The following is a 20,285-nucleotide window of genomic DNA, read 5'->3' as shown; positions in this document are numbered from 1 at the left end:
TTAAAGGTAAAGAGGGGAAGCCAATCGTCGCTGCGGGCGGTTGGCCTCTCTGTTTTCAGCATCCGGAATGTGATGACAAAATCCTGGAAATGAACCCAGAAAGAAGAGTATACCTTAGACATGCCAGGCATACTCGAGGGCTTGAATGAATCACAAAAGCAGGCGGTCACAGCAGCGGTCAAGCATCTGCTTGTCATCGCTGGTCCGGGTACGGGTAAGACACTGACGATTGTCCGCAGGATCGCTTACCTCCTGCAGCAGGGCGTCCCGCCGGATCAGATTATTGCTGTAACGTTCACCAACCGGGCAGCACGCGAGATGCGTGAAAGAATAGAGACCTACGTGGGGCTGCGATCGGTTGAGATGTTCGTAGGCACGTTTCATGTTCTCGGCCTGACGATACTGAGAGAGAGCCTGAGCGAGCAATTTGCGGTTTGCACCCGCGAGGATCAGATTGACCTTCTTAAACAGATTGTCGGAAGCAGTACCAAGGCACGATCGAGCCTCGAAAAAATATCGAGACTAAAGAATTCGATCGAGGAACCTGATCCGGAGATGCAGCGGGTATACGAAGCTTATGAGAACGAGTTGCGCCGTAACGCGATGCGCGATTTCGATGACCTCATTCTTCTCCCTGTCAATCTCTTTGAAACTGGCCGCGCTGCCCGGCGTTTTAGCAATGTACCGAAACACATCATTGTCGACGAGTATCAGGACATAGCCGCTGCCCAGTATCGTTTCCTAAAGTCTCTCGCAGGGGCCCATCCTCTCAATACTCTTTGCGCTGTCGGTGATTCCGACCAGGCTATCTATGGATTCCGCGGCGCTGACGTTCAGAATTTCCTCGATTTCAGGAGAGACTTTCCCGATTCGGCGAGTGTGGTGCTTGGAGAGAACTTTCGTTCCACCAGGACAATTATGGCAGCCGCTGATATGGTCATCAGGAACAACGTCAAGAGGATGGAAAAGGAAGTGAGGGCACGGAAAGAAACGGGGGTTCTCATCAGAACTGTTTTGACTTCCGATGAAATGGACGAGGCGGAATTTATAGTAAGGGAGATCGAGTCCCGTGTTGGCGGCACAAGCCACTTTCGCATGGTGGGTAACAAGACTCCGCGTGACTACATGGAGACCTCGTACGCATTCTCAGATTTCAGCGTGCTCTTCAGGACAAACACGCAGGCCGGAGTCCTGCGGCAGGCTTTCGAGCAATGGGGTATACCATGCCAGCTGGTAGGTGAGCGCCACGCTTTCCGTAAAAAGAAGCTCATTGAAACGTTGCGGTCTCACATGGATACCCTCCCGGAAGAATTTGAACTCGCCAAACTACTCCAGATCTTTGCGCGGGAAGCAGGAGTCCGAGCGGAGGATAAGGAACTGCTTTTCACCATAGCTGAGGTGTACCGGCATCTGCCCACCCGTAAAGCAATTAGCGAGACTATTAACGAACTGACGCTTTTTACTTCTGCCGACGCATTTAATCCGAAAGTCGATGCTGTAGCCCTGATGACACTTCACATGGCGAAAGGCCTGGAATTCAAGGTCGTCTTTGTCGCGGGCTGCGAAGAGAGCCTTTTGCCATTTGTGCCCGCCAGAGGAGATGCGGACGTGGAAGAAGAGCGCAGGCTTTTTTACGTGGGCATGACACGAGCGAAGGATGAACTCCTCCTGCTCCACGCGCGAAAGCGAATGATCTATGGCCGGGTGCTTTCCAGGGTGTCCTCGCGCTTTGTCAGAGAGATTCCAAAAGAGTTTGTTATCGCGGAAAGTCTGCAGGAAAAACCGAAAAAGCCCAAACCGCCTCAGCAGCCAGGGCTCTTTTGAAAAAGGAGCCGTATCTTGTAAAATCCCTGCGATAATATGGTAATCTATCTTAAACGTATCAGCGTGATCATCTTACCAAGGGAGACTTTTCATGAACATTGCTGCCAATCTCGAGAGATCTGCATTCTTCTTCCCCGATCACCCGGCAATCAGCGAAGGCGGGATCGATACGACATACGCGCAACTCAACGAGCGCGCCAATCGTGTGGCGACAGCTTTGATTACGTTGGGCATCAAGCCAGGCCACCACGTTGGCCTGTGCGCGCCGAACTCTACTGACTGGCTGGCATTCTACTTTGGCGTACTCAAGTCTGGAGCGGTGGCAGTCACGTACTCGGCTCTGTTGACGAGTGCTGAGTTGAAGTTGCTCGTCGAACACGCCAGGCCCCGTTTTGTACTGGCAGGAACAGAGAGGCTCGGTGAACTGGAGAAGTTGAAGAGCTCTGCCGGCCTGGAAAAGATCATATGCCCTGATGGCGACATGGACATGGCGCACCTGGTGAATACCGGATCGGGATCGTTCAACGCGCTCGATAGAGGGAGAGACGACACAGCAGCCATTCTCTATACAGGCGGCACCACAGGCATTCCTAAGGGCGTAATGCTGAGCCATCAGAATATCAACGTATCTGCCCACAACGTTGCCTACAGCGAACGATCGACGGAAAACGACAGAGCGCTTTGTTTTCTACCGTTCAATCATGTGTTTGGTCAGATGCATGTGATGAATGCAACCATGCTCAGCGCGGGATGTCTTGAGATATTGCCTACATTTGACCTGGAGCGGGTGCTCGAGGCAACAGGGAAAGGGCGTATTACCAAGCTCTTTGCAGTACCGACTGTCTTCACGAGACTTCTGACTCTTGAGAATCTGAGGCAGAAACTGGGCCGCGTACGGTACAGCTTTTCTGCCGCTGCCAGTCTGCCGGTAGAGATCATCAGACAGTGGACGGAACGCGCCGGTTTCACAATTTCTGAAGGGTACGGCATGACGGAGTCGGCGTCCGCAGTCACCTATAACCATTACTACAGGCATGTCGTAGGCTCGGTAGGGACCCCGGTCCACCTGGTGGAGGTCGAGATCAGGGATCTAAAAGGAAACCGCCTGAAGCAGGGGGAGGAAGGCGAGATCTGTATACTCGGTCCAAACATCATGAGAGGGTACCTGAATAATCCGGAAGAGACGCGATCCGTCTTCTGGGATGACGGATGGTTCCGTTCGGGTGATATAGGAGTGATTGACAGTGACGGTTATGTGTTCATCGTCGATCGGCTGAAGGATATGATTATCACGGGAGGTGAAAACGTATATCCTCGCGAAGTGGAAGAGCAGCTCTATGCCAGAGCGGAAGTGGCAGAGTGCGCGGTCATTGGTTTGCCTGACAAAGAGTGGGGTGAACGAGTTGCCGCTTTCATTGTGCCGAAGCAAGGCCAGACAGTCGTGCCCGAAGAAATAAAGGCTTTCCTGAAATCGCGTTTATCCCCCTTCAAAGTACCGAAGGAGTATGTCTCGGTCTCCGAACTTCCCAAGAGTCCGGCAGGGAAGATTCTCAAGAGAGAGCTGAGAAAAAGCGTGATGGAAGCTAAAGACGCCAAATAAGTGTAAGCAGAAAAAAGCTTTTATGATTTTTAGTTGATGGGAATTGTTTGGTGATATGCGCACCATGTTGGATTTTGTGCGCACTTGCGGAACCTATCATATTTTACTCAAGAGGAGGATCGGGATGAAAAAAATGCTTGCAGTTGTTGCGACAGTCACATGCCTGCTGTTTGCTGCAGGAGCCCTGAGCATGGTGTGGGCGCAAGCCAAGCCTTATAAGATAGGATTTATTGTGCCTCTTACCGGTTATCTCTCTTGGCTAGGCGAGTACATGAAGAAGGGGGCCGAGGTGAGGGTGGAGATGATCAATAAAGCGGGCGGAGTCAATGGCCGGCTGGTGGAGTTGGTGACTTATGATGATCAATCATCCCCGGAAACCGCCACACGCCATGCCCAGAGGCTTATCTCAAGCGATGGTGTGGTCGCCCTCATGGGAACCGGTACCGCAGTTGTGTCGGGTGCCGTATCATCCGTTGCCAATAAATCAAAAGTCCCTGCGGTGATCCAATCAGGATATGCCCTTTCCGAAAAGGAGACCTTCACGTTCAACAACGCACACCCGACGGATTTCGCCATCTCCCGTCCCATGATGTATTTCCAGAAAAAGGGGATCAGCCAGGTGGCGTTGCTCATGCCCATCGGCCCGCTGGGAGAACTGGGTTCCGGCATCGCGAGGAAGCACGCGCCCACGTATAAGATCACCATTGTGGGGGAGGAGAAGTTTGATGTCAAAGCACCGGACGTGACCGCACAACTCGCCAAGCTGCGTACCCTGAAACCGCAGGCGATCATGGCATTCACCACGGGCGAGCCCGCGGCGCTGCTCGCGCGGAACATGGCCCAGATGGGCATGAACGTACCTCTCGTCGTGAGCCACGGTAATGCAACGCCCGGTTTCTTGAAACTGGTTGCCCAGACACCGACCGTGGTCATTGTGCCGTCAGGCAAGATTATGGCAATCGCAACTCTTGCGGACAATGACCCGGTCAAGAAAGTGGTCGTCGAATTCTCAAAGGCCTACCAGGCGAAATACGGTGAGCCGGCGAACTATTACTCGGGACAGCAGGCGGATGCAGTCGCGCTGATTTCGGAAGGGGTGAGGGTTACGAAGTCTGACGACCCGGTGAAACTGCGCGATGCCCTCGAGAACATCAAGAACTTTGCCGGCTGCAACGGCGTGTACAACATGTCTCCTGCAGACCATCAGGGCACGCGCACGGAAGATATGATTCTCCTCACCGTGAAGGACGGTAAGTGGGCAGTTCTCGAGTAGGGGCGGGTTAAAGGGCCTCTTTGGGCGATTTCTCGTACCTGGTCCAGTTTTTTTTCAGCGGGCTTACCTCGGGTGCCGTGTACGCCCTCATGGCGGTAAGTCTCGTGATCGTCTATAAGGTCTCGCTGCTGATCTGCTTCGCTCAGGGCGAATTCTTCGTGATCGGCGCTCTGACCATGGTGACGCTCACTTCAAAGGGGTTGCCGATGCCGGCCGCCCTTGGGGTGTCTATTGTCGTATCGACGGTGATCGGCGCGCTGGTCGAGCGCATCCTCATCCGGCCTATCCAGAACACGTCCGTCGGCAACCTCATTGTCATGACCATAGCAATCTCGCTGGCGCTGCGCGGCTCCGCGCTGCTTATCTGGGGCAAGGAGTCCGCGGTGCTTCCACCCTTTTCTGCGGCCCCGCCGATACAGGTACTGGGTGCCACGCTACAGTCGCAGGTGCTCTGGATAATCGGCATTACCATGTTCGTGCTCATCGTCATATGGTTTTTTTTCGAGAAGACCAGAGCGGGTATTGCGATGCGGGCTTGCTCAGAGAACCGGCTGGGCGCAAGTCTGATGGGTATCAGCACGCAGAAAGCTGCCATTCTTGCCTGGGCGTGGGGTTCAGGCATTGGCGCACTGGCCGGAATGGCGGTGGCGCCGCTTTTTTTTATGCAGTATGGCAGCGGACTCATGCCCATGGTGAAAGGATTCATCGCCATGTCCATCGGCGGGTTGGCCAGCATAGCGGGTGCAGTGATTGCGGGCTTTCTTCTCGGGATTGTCGAAGCCTACACCATCGGGCTCCTCTCGTCGCAGTTTTCCGACACTATTGTTTTTACTATACTGCTCATTCTGCTCTTCTTCAGGCCGAGCGGTCTTTTCAGTGCAAGCGGCAGGCGTGAAGTATGAAGCTGATCAATCGGTTCTGGTGGATACTCGTCCTCGCCTTTATAGCGCTCTACCCACCAACTTTCGGCGGCATGTCGCCCTATCGCTGCGGCGTGCTCATCTTTGTGGGCATTTACGTGATCCTGGCGGTGAGTCTTGATCTGCTTATGGGCTTCGCGGGACAAATATCAGTGGGGCATGCGGCCTTCTTTGCGATCGGCGCTTATGTCTCGGGTATCCTGACGGCGAAATACAGCGCTCCCCCTGCACTCGCGATGATGACAGGCATGGCGCTTTCAGCGGCGGTTGCGTGGGGAGTGGGACGCCCTGTACTTGCCCTGAAGGAATACTATCTGGCAATGGCAACGCTTGCGCTCAACGAGATTGTTGTCACGCTTATAGTCGGGCTCCAGTGGCTCACCGGCGGCGCTTCGGGTCTGCGCGACGTCCCCTCCTTCAGTCTGTTTGGTTTCACTTTCGACAACCAGATCCACTATTACTACCTCGTGTGGGCGATTGTACTGCTGGTGGTTGCAAGCAGCCTCCTGTTGACCCGCTCGCCCTTTGGAAGAACGCTCATTGCTATTCACAGTGATGAGACTGCAGCAAAGACGTTTGGAATTGACTGTGCCGGCTACAAGATCCGTGTCTACGTGCTTTCGGCTGTCTTTGCCTCGGTTGCAGGCTCTCTGTTCGCGCACTACATGGGCTTTCTTGCGCCGGATGACTTCAGTGTCATGACGTCCATTAACGTGCTTGTCATGCTATATCTGGGAGGCATTGGTACCATCTACGGACCTGCTCTCGGAGCGCTTTTTCTCAAACTGCTGCCGGAGATTACGGTCCGGCTCCAGGATTACGAGATGTTGATGAATGGCGTCATCCTCATACTCATTCTGGTCTTTATGCCAAAAGGGCTTTTCGGGATACTCACCGAGATCAGAAGCAGACTTGTGACCCGGGGTGCACGATGAGTGCGCCTCCACAAAGCACCGCGAGAGAGGAACAGCCAATGGGGGCGGCGCAAGAGGCCCTTCTGACGGTCGATGGTGTGAGTAAGTCGTTTGAAGGCGTACACGCTCTCATCGATGTCAGCTTCCAGATCAAGGCCGGTCACATCAAGGCGCTCATAGGGCCGAATGGCGCGGGCAAGACCACACTTCTCAATGTGATCAACGGCCTGCTTCTTCCGGATGAGGGCACGGTGAGCCTGCGAGGTCATGAGCTTACGCGCATGAAGACAGAGCAGATCGCGATGCTTGGCGTATCCCGTACCTTTCAACTCGTGCGGCTCTTCACGGTCAATGATGCCACGGTGCTTGATAACGTACTCCTCGGCGCACACAAGCGCATTAATCCTACAATCCTGGGCACACTCTTTCTTCGGAGCAGGAGCGGACACAAGGAAAGGGTAATGCGAGAGAAAGCCATGGAGGCGCTTTCTTTTGTAGGCATGGACTGGGCTGCTGACAGGGTACCCACTGCGCTTTCCTTTGGGAATCAGCGGCTGGTTGAGCTTGCGCGCTCACTGATGGCCGAGCCTGAACTGCTCCTCCTGGACGAACCGGCATCAGGCCTCAACGACGCAGAGGTAGAACAATTCCTGCAGCTTCTTATGGCGGTAAGAGCCAGAGGTGTTACCATACTCCTGGTAGAACACAACATGAACCTGGTGATGCGCCTCTCTGATGATATCGTGGTGCTTGATTTCGGGAAACGGCTGGCCGAAGGCGATCCTGCCAGCATCTGCGCCAACCCCGCGGTTATAGAAGCGTACCTTGGTTCCGAATGCGCCATTGGTGGGGGGAGCGGCTGATGCTGAGCATACGCGGCATCCACGCGGCATACGGCCGGGTAGAAGTATTGAAGGGTGTTGATCTTGACGTCGCGAAAGGGGAGGTAGTCTGCCTGCTGGGTGCGAATGGGGCAGGGAAATCAACGCTGCTCAAGATCATATCAGGTCTGATGGCGCCCACTAAGGGTGCCGTCCGCTTCCTCGGAAAGGAAATGACGAGGAAAAAGCCGGAAGAGATCGTGAGAACAGGCATTAGCCACGTACCAGAAGGGAGACAGATATTTGCCACGCTCACCGTACAGCAGAATCTGCTTCTCGGCGCGTACGCCCATGGCACCGCAGCAGCAGAGCTGGAAGAATTGTACCAGTCGATGTTCGACCTTTTTCCGATTCTGAAGCAGAGGTTTGCGGGCAAAGCGGGATCGCTCTCAGGCGGAGAGCAGCAGATGCTTGCTATCGCGAGAGGGTTGATGTCGCAGCCGAAACTCCTGCTGCTTGATGAGCCGTCGCTGGGGCTGGCACCGTTAGCGGTTAACAATATTTTCGGCGTCGTACGTGATCTGCGAACGCGTGACATCCCGATCCTGCTGGTCGAACAGAACGTGAGAGCTGCGCTGAAGATCGCTGATCGCGCCTACATCATGGAAACAGGACGAACCGTCAAGCACGGGGAGGCTTCCGAACTGCTCGGCGACGATGAAGTACGGAAACGATATCTCGGTATGTGAATGACCAGACCGCTTTCTTACGAGGAGGACAGGATATGCATTACGATCCCGATAAAGACGACCATGGATTGGCTCACAGTCCTTTTAAGTCGTGTGTGGTCCCCCGGCCTATCGGTTGGATCTCCACAATAAACGCCGAGGGCGTGCACAATCTTGCGCCGTACAGTCAGTTCCAGAACTTGAACTATAATCCGGCGTATGTCATGTTTTCCGCGGGCCAGAGAACGGGCGGGGGCCGCAAGGATACCGTTGCCAACATTGAGGAGACGGGCGAGTTCGTCTACAATATGGCGACATATGAGCTGCGCGAGGCCGTCAACCGCTCGGCGGCAGAGGTTGCGCCGGGTATCGATGAATTCGAGCTGGCAGGGCTCACCAAGGCACCTTCGGTACTTGTCAGGCCTTGTCGCGTGGCTGAATCACCGGTGCAGTTTGAGTGCAGATACTTTCAGACACTCCGCCTCCCGGGCAATGGGGCGAAGGGCGCCATCGACATTATCATCGGTAAAGTGGTTCTGGTACACGTGAAGGATGAAGTGATCGGACCGGACGGCAAGCTCGATATTCCCCGGATCAGGCCGCTGGCACGGCTCGGGTATTACGACTACACGAGCGTGGACTCTGTCTTTGAGATGGTGATCCCCGGTGACAACGAGCAACTCCTCGAGGGGCTTGAAGGCAGAACCAAAGGCACAGGACGACAGGGATAAGTGCAGAGCTGAGCATGATGTAGAAATGTTCATCAGAAATGATGTAGGGAAAAGGAGGAAGGGGGATGCGAGAGAAGACATCACGGGAGCATGGTTTGCTTTGCTACTTCATCCTGGCAGCGATTCTTGGCTTGACTCAGCCGGCCGTTTCGCTGGCTATCAATCATCCTGTCAGCGATCCTTACGAGGTGCGTCCCAGTCCTGACGGACTTCTACCCTACCTCATCATACCCACCCCTCCGGGGATCGCCATCGACAAGGATGTGATGGTGACTATGCCAGATGGTGTCAAGCTAGCCTGCAACGTCTACCGGCCCGCCAAGGAGGGCAAGTTCCCGGTCATACTCTCGATGACGCCATACGGCAAAGATCAGACTCCTCCTTCTTATAAACCGGACGGGACAGCGCTTCCAGGTGCCTTTGACCCTTACATGTTCAGGGTATATTCCCATGGGGCTGATGTCGGCCACATGAAGGTATCAATGCTTACCCCGTGGGAAGGGCCGGACGCGGCTTTCTGGGTGCCCAACGATTATGTGGTGATCATTGTTGACGTACGAGGAGGCTTCAAATCCGGCGGAAAGCCGTCAAGCCCCGCGCAGGGAGGCGACGATCTATATCAGCTGATCGAATGGGCTGCAGCTCAACCGTGGAGTAACGGTAACGTAGGCATGATGGGCGTCTCCGCTCTCGCGAGCAACCAGTATTACGCGGCCAGTCATCAGCCTGTGCCTCCGCACCTCAAGGCAATCGTTCCATGGGAAGGCACATCGGACCGTTACCGCGATCTTCTTTTCTGGGGTGGCATTCCTGAAACTAATTTCTCGCGGAGCGTAGGGCCGTGGAAAGTCAACCTGCAGAAACTCCCTCCTGAACAGGCGGCGAAGGCCTGGGTTGAGGCCATGGATCCGGTCGCCAATCAGAACATGATCCTCGAAAATCCAAAGCTGGAGCTGATCACGACTCCTATGCTGATATGCGCTTCCTGGTCCGATAAGGGGCTACACACGCAAGGTACGTTCGAGTCATACCGCAGGATCGGTTCCAAGGATAAATGGCTCTACACTCATGGCGGAAAAAAGTGGGAGCGCTTTTACAGCGACGATGCTCTCGCCTACCAGAAGAAGTTCTTTGACTATTATCTGAAAGGTCTGCAGAACGGCTGGCCCGACACTCCAAGAGTGCGGCTGGAGGTCCGGGAGACGAGGGACGAGTACCAGGTGCGCCTCGAGAATGAATTTCCCCTTTCCCGTACGGAGTACAAGAAGCTCTACCTGAATACACAGGATGGCTCGCTCAGTGCCGCACCTGCAAAACAGGGAAAGATCAGCTATAATTCAACGCAGGGTGGCAGCGCCTCCTTCGCCATCACCTTTAGCGAAGACACGGAGCTGACAGGCTATATGAAACTCAAACTGTGGGTGGCAGCACCTGACACCAATGATATGGATATTTTTGTCACCGCGAGGAAATTTGCAGGACCGTGTGATGCAGAGAGTCCGACCTGCAGGTCGCTGGAGACACTTGCCGGGAAGGGGAGCATTGCCAAGGGCAATGAGGTACAGTTCCGCGGCATGAACGGTTTTTCTGGTGACGCGGCAGCGAGAGGCCAGATGCGGGTCTCCCAGAGGGAACTCGATCCGGTACTATCCGCACCATGGCGGCCGGTGCAAAAATACCAGGGAGAGAAAAAGCTGAAACCGGGAGAGATTGTCCCGGTGGAGATAACCTTGTTACCGTCAAGCACGCTGTTCCGCAAAGGCGAAACGTTGAGCGTCTCCATCCAGGGCCACTCTCCTGTGGATCAGCCGCTCCTCTTCTATGACTGGCTCGTCAATAAAGGGAAACACGTGATCTATTCGGGTGGCAAGTATGATTCCTATTTACAGGTGCCGGTGATACCGGCGAAGAAATAAATTTCAGTTGAGTCGCAACCACGTGCGCTGTTGGGGAGTTTAGAACTGTGTCGTCAGGCCTGCTGGCCCGGTTGGCGGCGGGCCTGATTCTTTCGGCCGCTCTTTCATCTTAATTCTGTTTTCCAGGGGCTTCTGTCTTCTTGAGTGTTGCCATGCTCTCTCTGCAGGAAGGTGTTACTTCGTCCCGGTGCTCGTCCAGACATCGTGCTATTCCGCCGCTTTCCGGCTTCGCATCTTTGCAGAGCCTTGAGATATCATCCTTGCACGCCTGGCGCGCAGCCAGGACTTGCCTCAATCGCTCCTGCCTCTCGGCCCTTCCTCCCGCCATCTTAGCTGCATAATCCCGGCAGTTGCCTGACAATTCGTTCTCGTGCTTGCCGAGGCAATCGATAACTGCTGTCGGCTCTGACGGCAGGTCCTTACAAAACTTCTCAATATCTTCAGAGCAGGGATTCGCGGGCGCAGCGCTCACCGTGTATATAGAAACAGGTAAGAACAGGCAGGTGAGAAAGACCAGAGCTGCAAAAAGGAATCTATCTTTCATCTCTTTCTCCTTCAAATGTCGCCTCGTCGCGGGAATGCTCGTTGCCGCCCAGACAGCGGGAATATAGTACGTACGGTCTCGGCAGATTTCAACCCTGCGGGTAATAAGCGTTCTTAGATCAGGATGCGCACTATTCTATCCGCGAGTGAAGCGGCCCGGTCAGGGACCAGGAAGAGGCAGGGGTGAGCGCCACGGCAGGTGTGGCGTGCAGCAATTGCAGACTGGCCATAAATACGAACAGCACCGAACCCTATGAATGGACAGCCGTATTATTATATTCACTATAAGAAACAGAATGACGGATATGTGCCGTTCTTGTATCACACTGTCATGTGAAATTAATTACACTTGTATTATTGAGTGTTACGCTCTTCGTTTTGTTGACATTCACATGGAGTTGCGGTAATATACCCCTCACAATTTTCAGCTAGATGAACAAATGGCCAAAAGGGGGTAACGTATGTACATACCTGATTTCGATTACCATGCGCCTTCTTCTATCGAAGAAGCCTGCGCAATCCTGGCGAGCTACGGCAGCGATGCAAAAGTTCTCGCGGGGGGCACGGATGTGCTCTCCAGAATGAAGAATGAGTTGATTGCTCCGAAAGCGCTTGTCTCGATCAAGAACATCCCGGACATGGCATCCATCACGTACGTTCCCGGAAAAGGTGTTGTGATCGGCGCGAGAGTCACGCACAACGATCTCGTCAACTCGGAATTACTGCAACAAAAATATCCGTCAATTCCTGAAGCTGCGCACACCATGGCCAACAACCAGATTCGCAACAGGGGCACGATAGGCGGAAACCTGGTGAATGCCCTGCCCTCAGCCGATCTGCCGCCCATCCTGATCGCGCTGGACGCGAGCATCACACTGCTGGGCAGACACGGTAAGGGAATCGTGCCTCTGGAGGATTTTTTTATCGGGCCAAACCGTGCTGCCATCGAACCGGACAGAATTCTTACAGAGATCACCATTCCGGATCAGCCCACGACGGGCAGCGCATACTTTAAATTTGGCCTGCGTCAATCGGGCGCCATAGCCGTCGTAGGGGTAGGTGTGAGTGTTGTGGCATCAGGAGCTCACGTAGAGCAGGTGCGGATCGTACTTGGTGCTGTCGGTCCCGTGCCGATTCGGGCAAAGAAGGCCGAACAGCTGCTTATCGGCAATCTGGCCACTGAAGCTGCGCTGGAAGAAGTGGGTCGGGCTGCCGCGGCGGAATGCAGGCCCATTTCTGATATAAGGGCGTCCCAGGAGTATCGACGAGACATGGTCAGGGTTTTTACAAAGCGGGCTCTGCGCAAAGCATTGCATATGCAACCCGCAGGAGAGCCCGTGAAAATCGAAGGAGGTAATGGCGATGGAATGCATTGAAGATAAATATGGGATAAAGCGCTATCTCATCCAGATTGTCGTCAACGGAGATGATCGGGCACTCCTCGTCACGGCAAACACGCTTCTCGTGAATGTTCTTCGCGAACGGCTCGATCTCACGGGCACAAAGAAAGGGTGCGAACTGGGAAATTGCGGCTCATGCACTGTGCTGCTTGATGGCAAACCGGTCGATTCATGCCTTGTGCTGGCCGTGGAAGCAGACGGTTGTGAGATCACGACTATCGAGGGGGTAGCGCAGAGCGAGGAATTGGACAGGCTGCAGAATTCTTTTGTTGAGAACGCAGCGATCCAGTGCGGCTACTGCACGCCCGGTATGATACTCTCTGCAAAAGCACTGTTGACGAGAAATCCCGCTCCGACGGAACAGGAGGTCAGGCAGGCCATCGCAGGGAATCTCTGTCGGTGCACGGGTTACGTGAATATCGTGAAAGCCGTCATGGCTGCGGCCGCGACTACGGAGCAAGAAAAAAGAGGTGTGGCATGAAAGATGACTACGCGGTGATCGGGAAGAGCGTTCCGAAGATAGATGGAAGAGCCAAAGCCACGGGCCAAGCGAGGTATACAGGTGATCTTAAGTTTCCTAACATGCTCGTCGGTAAGATACTGACGAGTCCGCACGCCCATGCGAGGATTCTGCACATCGACACATCAGAGGCAGAGAAGCTTTCAGGTGTGAAGGCTATCATCACGCACAAGGACGTCCCGAGTAAGAAATACGGCATAAGTCCGGCACGATGGGATGAGAACATCTTCTGCATTGACAAGGTACGTTTCGTCGGCGACAAGGTAGCAGCCGTCGCCGCGATCGACGAGGAGACTGTCTACAAGGCTCTCAAGCTTATCAAGGTCGAATACGAAGTGTTGCCCGCTGTCTTCGATCCCGTAGAGGCACTGACCGAGAACGCGCCTCTCATTCATGAGGAATTCCCGGGAAACATCAACGCGGAGATTCACCAGGAGTTTGGGAACGTCGAGGAGGCCTTCTCCCGTTCCTTCCATGTAAGGACAGACACGTACATCGGGCAGCGCACCTACCAGAGCCCCATAGAGCCGCATGCGGCTATCTCCATGTGGGACGGAGGAAAGCTGACCGTCTATGCGAGCACCCAGTCTCCCCATTATTTCCAATACTATCTCGCGAGGGAATTTGAGCTTCCGATGGGAGATGTGCGTGTGCTGAAAACATTCGTGGGCGGCGGGTTCGGCGGCAAGATGGAGCCGACGGGCCTGGAATTCGGCGGCGCAGTGCTCGCGCGCATAACCGGCAGACCGGTAAAGATGTTCTACGACCGTGCAGAAATGTTTGCGCACAACCGCGGCCGTCACCGCCAGATCATGGAACTGACTACCGGTGTGGACAGGGAGGGTAAGATTCTCGGTTCCTACGCGAACTTTATCATGGACGGCGGCGCTTACACGAGCCTCGGCATCGCGAGTGCCTACTATGCAGGAGCGTTGCTTACGCTTACGTACGATTTTGACAACTACAAGTTCGACATGATCAGGGTGTACACGAATCTGCCCGCGTGCGGCGCACAGCGCGGTCACGGAGCCCCGCAGCCGAAATATGCATATGAATGCCACCTCGACAACATAGCCAGGGACTTGAGGCTTGATCCTGCCGAGATAAGGCTCATCAACGCAAGGAAGCCTAACACAGTCACACCGAACTCTTTTCGTATCAACTCGTGCGAACTCTCGGCCTGTATTGACAAGGCGAAAAAGATATCCGGGTGGAATGAGAAGAGAGGTAAACTACCCGGTGGCAAAGGCATCGGTATAGCCGTCGGCAGTTTCGTGTCCGGTGCAGGTTATCCTATCTACCGGACCGATCTTCCTCACGCGGCGGCGATTATCAAAGTACACGAGGATGGCTCTGCTGCTACGCTTTATACGGGCGCCACTGACATCGGCCAGGGGTCTGACACGGTCCTCTGCCAGATGGCTGCGGAAGCGATGGGCATCAAATACGAGCAGATGAAGATAGTGTCGGCCGACACGGAGACGACGCCGCACGATTTCGGCGCATATGCGAGCCGCCAGACGTTAATGTCGGGTTCGGCAGTTAAGGAGGCGGGTGAAATGGTAAAAGAGCAGGTTCTCGAGATGGCCGGCAAAATGCTGGAGGTCAGCCCCTCCGAACTCGACTGCAAGGAAGCCGTGGTCTTCTTGAAGAGCGATCCTGGGATCAGCATCCCCTTTTCCAACGTGGCGCGGAAACTCTTCGTAGATAAAGGGCCGCTCGTGGGGAGGGGAGCCTACACGCCGCCTAAATTGGGCGGAAGCTTCAAGGGCGCGGCGGTCGGTACGTCGCCGGCGTATAGCTTCGCGACGCAGATAAGTGAGGTGGAGGTCGACAAGGAAACAGGTGAGATAAGGGTAAAGGAAGTCTGGGATGTCCATGATTGCGGCAAGGTGATCAACCCTGCGCTGCTGCACGCTCAGGTCCATGGAGCGCTCTTCATGGGGATGGGCGAGGCTATCTGGGAAGAGGTCCGGTTCGACAAGAACGGCAAGATCATCAACCCGAATTTATCAGATTACCGGCTCCCTACTGCGCTCGACATGCCGAGAGTAACGTCAGAACTGGTGGAAAGCTACGATATCGCGGGACCCTGGGGCGTAAAGGAGGTGGGTGAGGGCGCTACTATCCCGACCATGGGCTGCTTTGCAAATGCCATCCTGGACGCTGCAGGCGTAAGTGTCAACAGTCTGCCGCTCAGCTACGAAAAGGTCTGGCAGGCGCTGCGCGAGAAGGAAGCAGGAGAGAAGCAGACCAGGAAACCCATCGAGCACGAAGGTTACCCGGGTGAACCGGCCGCTTACGAAATGGAGTAGGGACAGGTTAGGATACTACATGTACGTTTTTTTGTGTTCCTTTAATTTTTTATTGCCATGCCACCGCTCTGTGGTTAGAATATTGCAGAAAGTCCAAGACTAGTAAGATACGACTAGGAACAAGGTGCAGGTTCGGCGACGAGCCTGCGCAAGAGAGGTACGATTGGCTTTCAGGGCGTCGGTCGAGAGCGGAAATGTTTTACTCAGGTTCATTGTGCGGGTTGGCAGGGAGTCTTTAGGCCTGGTGAGCACATTCGGCGCCATGGCGATTTTCTTCTTTCTCGGCTTCGTCAACATCTTCAGACGGAAACAGATCGCGGAGATAGTGAGTCATACCTATTCCATCGGTGCGAGGTCTTCTCTTATCGTCATGCTGGTAGGCCTTTTTACCGGCATGGTACTCGGGCTTCAGCTCTTCTATACCTTGGTGAAATTCGGCTCGGTGGGAGCGCTCGGGTCTGCGGTTTCTCTCTCCCTCATCAGGGAACTGGGGCCGGTCCTGACGGCCATTATGATCACGGCAAGAGCCGGGTCAGCGATGGCTGCGGAGATCGGTATCCTGCGCATCTCAGAGCAGATCGACGCGCTGTACACCATGCGTATCGACCCCGTACGCTATCTGATAAGCCCCAGGATTGCTGCCGCCATTATCAGCTTCCCCATTCTTACAGCCTTCTTTGATCTGATAGGAATTTTCGGAGGCTACATCAGCGGCGTGCTCCTGCTCGGCACAAACGCAGGCACCTACCTTTATCGGGTTCAGTTTCCAGTCGACATCGTAGACGTGCGAGGAGGATTTATCAAGGCGCTCGTCTTTGCAGTGATCGTATCAACCATCTGCTGTTTTCAGGGTTATTTCTGTCATATGCGGCCGCAAGGTTTCGGCGCGAAGGCTGTCGGCCTCGCGACGATATCAGCGGTTGTGATTTCCTGCGTTATGATCCTTATTTCTGATTACGTGGTAACGTCATTTCTGATGTAGGTGGATTGATGGACGCTGGTATGCCGATAATGGAATTACGTGGGGTCACCAAGCAATTTGGCGATAAGACCGTCCTGGACGGGATCAACCTGAAAATATACGAAAACCAGGTCACCACCATTATCGGGAAGAGCGGTACCGGCAAGAGCGTGCTTCTCAAGCACATCATCGGGCTGCTCAAGCCGGACGAAGGCACGGTGCTTTACAGGGGAAAGCCTCTCAGCGCAATGAAGCGCGATGACCGGGAAGAATTTAGAAGCCACATCTCGTACCTCTTTCAGAATAATGCCCTTCTCGACTCTATGACTGTTTTTGAGAATGTCGCCCTTCCTCTCAGGCAGACCACGAACCTTGCCAAGAAGGAAATCGAGACGAGGGTAAAGAAAAAACTAGAGGATCTGGAATTGGCCGATGCCTCATATAAGTATCCGTCGGAGCTTTCAGGCGGTATGCAAAAACGGGTTGCCCTGGCCCGGGCACTGGTGACAGACCCGGCGATTGTGCTTTTCGATGAGCCCACTACCGGGCAAGACCCGATCCGCAAAAACATGATCCTGAGCATGATCGTTCACTACAAAAAGAGATTCGGCTACACCACCGTTATGATCAGTCATGATATTCCGGATGTTTTTTTCATCTCTGACCGGATTGTCATCCTCTGGGAGGGAAAGGTCGGTTTTGAAGGAACGTACGAAGAGGCGGTGCGACTGAAGCACCCCATGATCGACGAGTTCCTGCGCAGCTTGGAAGGTTTTGAAGATGAACTGACAGGCTTGCTTTCAAGAGAAGCATTCAGGGTGCACTACGGAGCGATGCTCGGCGGCGTTGCAGTGCAGTCAACCATTTCGGCGGCCCTTTTCAGCGTGGAATTTGATTTGCTGAGCGATGCACTGGGACCGCTGGCGGCATTGGAAGTTCTCAGGGCCCTTGCCGATTACACCAATAAACATTTTGGATCCGTGGGGGCCTTCTCTGCCCGCCACAGCAGAGATAAGATCCTCACCATTTTTCCTCACACCAGTGCGGATGAAGCGAAGCAACTGGTAGCCGAGTTTGCCAAACAATTGGAGCAGGACGGACTCCCGAAAATTCAGAGCAGCGCTCAAAAAACGGTTGGGGCCGAGGCATGTTTCGAGGTCTATGTTCTTGCAGGAGTTACAGATATTGGCCCCTCGGACGAGATCAACACTATAATAGAGAAAGCTCAAGCAAACCAGACGATTGTTGCAACGCACCGATGCGATGCCGGAGGTAGCGAAGGATGAAGAAATATTCTATAGAAACCACAGTCGGCGTTTTCGTTCTGGTCGGACTCATCTGTGTGGGCTACATGACAGTCAAATTGGGTAAGATTTCCATATTTGGCGGAGACACCTACCAGCTTTATGCACGATTCACATCCGTGGACGGACTGAGATCCGGCAGTGCGATTGAAGTCTTCGGCATGCAAGTGGGGACCGTGGATAGCTTGAGTATAGATCAGACGAAACAGATGGGAGTGGTGGGCCTGAAGATCAATAGCGACGTGAAGGTATACGATGACGCATCAGCCACCATCAAGACTTCCGGACTCATAGGCGACAAGTATGTGAAGATCGATCCGGGAGGAGGAGGGGAGCTGTTGAAGCCCGGTTCCTTCATCACCCAGACGTCCATTCCGGCTGACATCGAGGATCTCATAGGTAAATACGCATTCGGCTCTACCTCGCCCGGTCCGGAGAAGGCACCGGAGAAATCGCCGGAGGGTGCGGGTAAGTAGCCGGTGTAGACAAAGAGATGTTGAGCGTCGAGTGAAGGAAGATTCGACGTGGGTAGAGCGAGGAGGATTTCAATGAAAAAAAAGATAGTCGGAGCCTTTCTGTTGGGATGGCTTTTGCTTCCCCTGGCTGCTTTTGCCGGTGCACCGCTCGACACGGTCAAGGCCAATGTGAACGGTGTCCTGGAGGTGCTGCGCGATCCCAAGCTCAAAGGGGAGGCCGGCAAGAAGGTTAAAGAGCAGAGGATTACCGTTGCTGCGGAGAAGCTTTTTGACTTTGTCGAGCTGTCTAAACGAACGCTCGGCCTGAACTGGAACAACTTCAGTCCTGATCAGCGCAAAGAATTCGTTCAGCTCTTTGAAAACATCCTCAAGGATGCCTACGTCGAGAAGATCATCGCGTATACGAACGAACAGGTTGACTTTGTGAAGGAGGTACCTCTTTCAGAAAACACCGTGGAGGTCCAGAGCACGGTCGTCTCTAAAGGTGCCCAGGTGCCCATCAATTACAGGGTGATCAAGAAAGACAATGATTGGAAGGTCTATGACGTGGTGATTGAGGGAGTGAGCCTCATCAACAATTACCGTACGCAGTTCCGGGAGATCCTTGGAAACAATCCGCCAGAGAAGCTCCTTGAGACGTTGCGCAAGAAGACCGGGGCGAAGTGAAAGTCAGAACCCCAGAAAGCAAAAGAGACGGCAGGCGGTACGGACTTAAGGCCCTGACGCTCTGTCTGTTTGTCGCATGGGCAGTGGCGCTCAGTGTTCCGTCCGCGCGTTGCGAAGACACCCCCTCAAGCGTGCCCCCATCTTTACAGCCGCACGAAGGGACAGCGCAGGCAGCCGGGGAGCGTAAGCCAACCGCGTCCGCATCTACGACATTGAAATCGGATGATGAGTATGGCAACGTGACAGAGGAAGAGGTGGAGGCACCCGGTGCGAAAGGGGCACAAATCGCAGATCCCATCGAGCCCTGGAACAGGGCCATGTATCACTTTAATGACAAGCTCTACTTCTGGGTGCTGAAACCCGTTGCTATCGGTTACAAGGCTGCTCTGCCCGAAGAGATTCGCGGTCTGTTCACCAATTTCTACTACAATCTGAAGGCGCCGATCCGGATCGTCAATAACCTGCTTCAGGGCGAGCCCGGCTATGCAGGAAAGGAATTGGCGCGGTTTGTAATCAACTCGACAATCGGTGTCGGAGGTCTGCGCGACTGTGCCGGCGAGTGTTTCGGGATAAAGGGACGTAACGCCGACCTGGGTCAGACCCTTGGCATATATGGCGTCGGGTTCGGCTTCTACCTTGTCTGGCCTATTCTTGGACCGTCCAGCCCACGCGACACTGTGGGGTTTGCGGGTGACTGGCTCCTGAAGCCGACCACGTACATCAGTTCAAACTTTTTTGACCCGGTCACGATAGGCCTTTACGCCCATGAAGCAGTAAATAAGGCGTCCTTCCATATCGGCGATTACGAGGCCCTCAAGGCAGCGGCTATAGATCCCTACGTAGCCATACGTGACGCCTATGTCCAGAGCAGGATGGAGGACCTTAAGCGGTAGCCCTGATTGAAGCTGAGTGAGGAAGAGTTTGACAGAATCGTGCGCATGGCTCTTGATCGCATACCTGCTGACCTAAGTCGGTACCTGGACAATCTCATCATTTCCGTGCGCAAACGCCCCTCCAGGAAAATGCTTCGTGAGATGAATCTTGAGATCGGCGATGCACTCTTCGGCCTGTTTGATGGAGTGCCGCTGACTGAGCGTTCGGTTACATCGCCCCCTCTCTTTCCTGATTCCATCCTGCTCTTTCAGGAGCCCCTGGAGGCAGCCTGCGAAACACTCGAGCAACTCGAGGAGGAGATCGAGGTTACAATAGTCCATGAGGTAGCGCACTTTGTCGGCATGAGTGAGGAGCGCCTCACGGAACTGGGATACGATTGATGCCACGTCCGTACCAGGGTAAAACTTGACTGCCCCCGGGCACTCAGTTGTTTCCCCCGCTCGTGCAGACGTTACATGCTACTGCGCCGGAACTGCAAT

At 54.3% G+C, this 20,285-nt stretch carries 19 protein-coding genes; 18 read left to right on the top strand and 1 reads right to left on the bottom strand.

The genetic code is table 11. From position 1 onward, the window contains the following. Window positions 1-120: 120 nt before the first annotated feature. The 9 genes from VMT71_03545 (at window position 121) to VMT71_03505 (ending at window position 10,727) form a co-directional block, all read left to right on the top strand. A complete protein-coding gene (locus VMT71_03545) occupies window positions 121-1,824 on the top strand; it encodes a UvrD-helicase domain-containing protein (GenBank protein ID HVN23019.1) in 1,704 nt (567 codons plus the stop codon). Between the two features lie 91 nt (window positions 1,825-1,915). After that, window positions 1,916-3,424, top strand: coding sequence for an AMP-binding protein (locus VMT71_03540; protein HVN23018.1), 1,509 nt, complete (start codon window positions 1,916-1,918; stop codon window positions 3,422-3,424). Between the two features lie 124 nt (window positions 3,425-3,548). Beyond that, complete coding sequence (locus tag VMT71_03535) at window positions 3,549-4,697, top strand: ABC transporter substrate-binding protein (protein HVN23017.1); 1,149 nt, start codon at window positions 3,549-3,551, stop codon at window positions 4,695-4,697. A gap of 20 nt (window positions 4,698-4,717) precedes the next feature. Continuing rightward, on the top strand, window positions 4,718-5,599 hold the full coding sequence (locus VMT71_03530; protein HVN23016.1) for a branched-chain amino acid ABC transporter permease: 882 nt from the start codon (window positions 4,718-4,720) through the stop codon (window positions 5,597-5,599). Further along, window positions 5,596-6,552, top strand: a complete 957-nt coding sequence (locus VMT71_03525; GenBank protein HVN23015.1) for a branched-chain amino acid ABC transporter permease — start codon at window positions 5,596-5,598, stop codon at window positions 6,550-6,552. Before VMT71_03530 ends, VMT71_03525 begins: the two co-directional genes overlap by 4 nt. A gap of 38 nt (window positions 6,553-6,590) precedes the next feature. Next, window positions 6,591-7,394: an ABC transporter ATP-binding protein gene (locus VMT71_03520; GenBank protein ID HVN23014.1), complete on the top strand. Its 804-nt coding sequence runs from the start codon at window positions 6,591-6,593 to the stop codon at window positions 7,392-7,394. Then, the gene (locus VMT71_03515; protein HVN23013.1) at window positions 7,394-8,101 is read left to right on the top strand and encodes an ABC transporter ATP-binding protein; all 708 of its coding nucleotides are present in this window, start codon (window positions 7,394-7,396) and stop codon (window positions 8,099-8,101) included. Before VMT71_03520 ends, VMT71_03515 begins: the two co-directional genes overlap by 1 nt. A gap of 35 nt (window positions 8,102-8,136) precedes the next feature. Further along, complete coding sequence (locus VMT71_03510) at window positions 8,137-8,811, top strand: flavin reductase family protein (protein HVN23012.1); 675 nt, start codon at window positions 8,137-8,139, stop codon at window positions 8,809-8,811. A 65-nt stretch (window positions 8,812-8,876) separates the two neighbouring features. Beyond that, a complete protein-coding gene (locus tag VMT71_03505) occupies window positions 8,877-10,727 on the top strand; it encodes a CocE/NonD family hydrolase (protein HVN23011.1) in 1,851 nt (616 codons plus the stop codon). A gap of 109 nt (window positions 10,728-10,836) precedes the next feature. Here the strand turns inward: VMT71_03505 and VMT71_03500 are convergent, their stop codons facing one another. Then, window positions 10,837-11,271: a cysteine rich repeat-containing protein gene (locus tag VMT71_03500; protein ID HVN23010.1), complete on the bottom strand. Its 435-nt coding sequence runs from the start codon at window positions 11,269-11,271 to the stop codon at window positions 10,837-10,839. Between the two features lie 460 nt (window positions 11,272-11,731). Between VMT71_03500 and VMT71_03495 the strand changes: the two genes are divergently transcribed. The 9 genes from VMT71_03495 to VMT71_03455 all read left to right on the top strand — a co-directional run bounded on the left by VMT71_03495 (window position 11,732) and on the right by VMT71_03455 (window position 20,186). Then, the gene (locus tag VMT71_03495) at window positions 11,732-12,646 is read left to right on the top strand and encodes a xanthine dehydrogenase family protein subunit M (protein ID HVN23009.1); all 915 of its coding nucleotides are present in this window, start codon (window positions 11,732-11,734) and stop codon (window positions 12,644-12,646) included. Continuing rightward, entirely contained in the window at window positions 12,633-13,151 is a 519-nt protein-coding gene (locus tag VMT71_03490) for a (2Fe-2S)-binding protein (GenBank protein HVN23008.1), read from the top strand. Before VMT71_03495 ends, VMT71_03490 begins: the two co-directional genes overlap by 14 nt. Then, entirely contained in the window at window positions 13,148-15,505 is a 2,358-nt protein-coding gene (hcrA, locus tag VMT71_03485) for a 4-hydroxybenzoyl-CoA reductase subunit alpha (GenBank protein ID HVN23007.1), read from the top strand. The genes VMT71_03490 and hcrA overlap by 4 nt, the downstream gene beginning before the upstream one ends. Window positions 15,506-15,668: 163 nt before the next feature. Beyond that, window positions 15,669-16,487, top strand: coding sequence for an ABC transporter permease (locus VMT71_03480; protein HVN23006.1), 819 nt, complete (start codon window positions 15,669-15,671; stop codon window positions 16,485-16,487). Window positions 16,488-16,495: 8 nt separating this feature from the next. Continuing rightward, the gene (locus tag VMT71_03475; GenBank protein HVN23005.1) at window positions 16,496-17,752 is read left to right on the top strand and encodes an ATP-binding cassette domain-containing protein; all 1,257 of its coding nucleotides are present in this window, start codon (window positions 16,496-16,498) and stop codon (window positions 17,750-17,752) included. Next, window positions 17,749-18,246: an outer membrane lipid asymmetry maintenance protein MlaD gene (gene mlaD, locus VMT71_03470; protein ID HVN23004.1), complete on the top strand. Its 498-nt coding sequence runs from the start codon at window positions 17,749-17,751 to the stop codon at window positions 18,244-18,246. The genes VMT71_03475 and mlaD overlap by 4 nt, the downstream gene beginning before the upstream one ends. Before the next feature lie 72 nt (window positions 18,247-18,318). Further along, the gene (locus VMT71_03465) at window positions 18,319-18,912 is read left to right on the top strand and encodes an ABC transporter substrate-binding protein (GenBank protein ID HVN23003.1); all 594 of its coding nucleotides are present in this window, start codon (window positions 18,319-18,321) and stop codon (window positions 18,910-18,912) included. Beyond that, window positions 18,909-19,805 (top strand): VacJ family lipoprotein, encoded by an 897-nt coding sequence (locus VMT71_03460; GenBank protein ID HVN23002.1) that lies wholly within the window; start codon window positions 18,909-18,911, stop codon window positions 19,803-19,805. The genes VMT71_03465 and VMT71_03460 overlap by 4 nt, the downstream gene beginning before the upstream one ends. Before the next feature lie 6 nt (window positions 19,806-19,811). Beyond that, window positions 19,812-20,186, top strand: coding sequence for a metallopeptidase family protein (locus VMT71_03455; GenBank protein ID HVN23001.1), 375 nt, complete (start codon window positions 19,812-19,814; stop codon window positions 20,184-20,186). The last annotated feature ends 99 nt before the right edge of the window (window positions 20,187-20,285 follow it).

The organism is Syntrophorhabdales bacterium (assembly GCA_035541455.1).
Taxonomy (GTDB): domain Bacteria; phylum Desulfobacterota; class Syntrophorhabdia; order Syntrophorhabdales; family WCHB1-27; genus JADGQN01.
Note: the sequence above shows the minus strand (reverse complement) of the source record. Positions and strands in the feature narration are given on the sequence as shown.

Bases quoted from the DNA above. Each gene is read 5' to 3' on its own strand.
- VMT71_03525 (HVN23015.1), top strand. From the start codon at position 5,596: ATGAAGCTGATCAATCGGTTCTGGTGGATACTCGTCCTCGCCTTTATA.
- VMT71_03495 (HVN23009.1), top strand. From the start codon at position 11,732: ATGTACATACCTGATTTCGATTACCATGCGCCTTCTTCTATCGAAGAA.
- VMT71_03545 (HVN23019.1), top strand. From the start codon at position 121: ATGCCAGGCATACTCGAGGGCTTGAATGAATCACAAAAGCAGGCGGTC.
- VMT71_03505 (HVN23011.1), top strand. From the start codon at position 8,877: ATGCGAGAGAAGACATCACGGGAGCATGGTTTGCTTTGCTACTTCATC.
- VMT71_03535 (HVN23017.1), top strand. From the start codon at position 3,549: ATGAAAAAAATGCTTGCAGTTGTTGCGACAGTCACATGCCTGCTGTTT.
- mlaD (HVN23004.1), top strand. From the start codon at position 17,749: ATGAAGAAATATTCTATAGAAACCACAGTCGGCGTTTTCGTTCTGGTC.
- hcrA (HVN23007.1), top strand. From the start codon at position 13,148: ATGAAAGATGACTACGCGGTGATCGGGAAGAGCGTTCCGAAGATAGAT.
- VMT71_03475 (HVN23005.1), top strand. From the start codon at position 16,496: ATGGACGCTGGTATGCCGATAATGGAATTACGTGGGGTCACCAAGCAA.
- VMT71_03465 (HVN23003.1), top strand. From the start codon at position 18,319: ATGAAAAAAAAGATAGTCGGAGCCTTTCTGTTGGGATGGCTTTTGCTT.
- VMT71_03510 (HVN23012.1), top strand. From the start codon at position 8,137: ATGCATTACGATCCCGATAAAGACGACCATGGATTGGCTCACAGTCCT.
- VMT71_03515 (HVN23013.1), top strand. From the start codon at position 7,394: ATGCTGAGCATACGCGGCATCCACGCGGCATACGGCCGGGTAGAAGTA.
- VMT71_03540 (HVN23018.1), top strand. From the start codon at position 1,916: ATGAACATTGCTGCCAATCTCGAGAGATCTGCATTCTTCTTCCCCGAT.
- VMT71_03500 (HVN23010.1), bottom strand. From the start codon at position 11,271: ATGAAAGATAGATTCCTTTTTGCAGCTCTGGTCTTTCTCACCTGCCTG.
- VMT71_03520 (HVN23014.1), top strand. From the start codon at position 6,591: ATGGGGGCGGCGCAAGAGGCCCTTCTGACGGTCGATGGTGTGAGTAAG.
- VMT71_03490 (HVN23008.1), top strand. From the start codon at position 12,633: ATGGAATGCATTGAAGATAAATATGGGATAAAGCGCTATCTCATCCAG.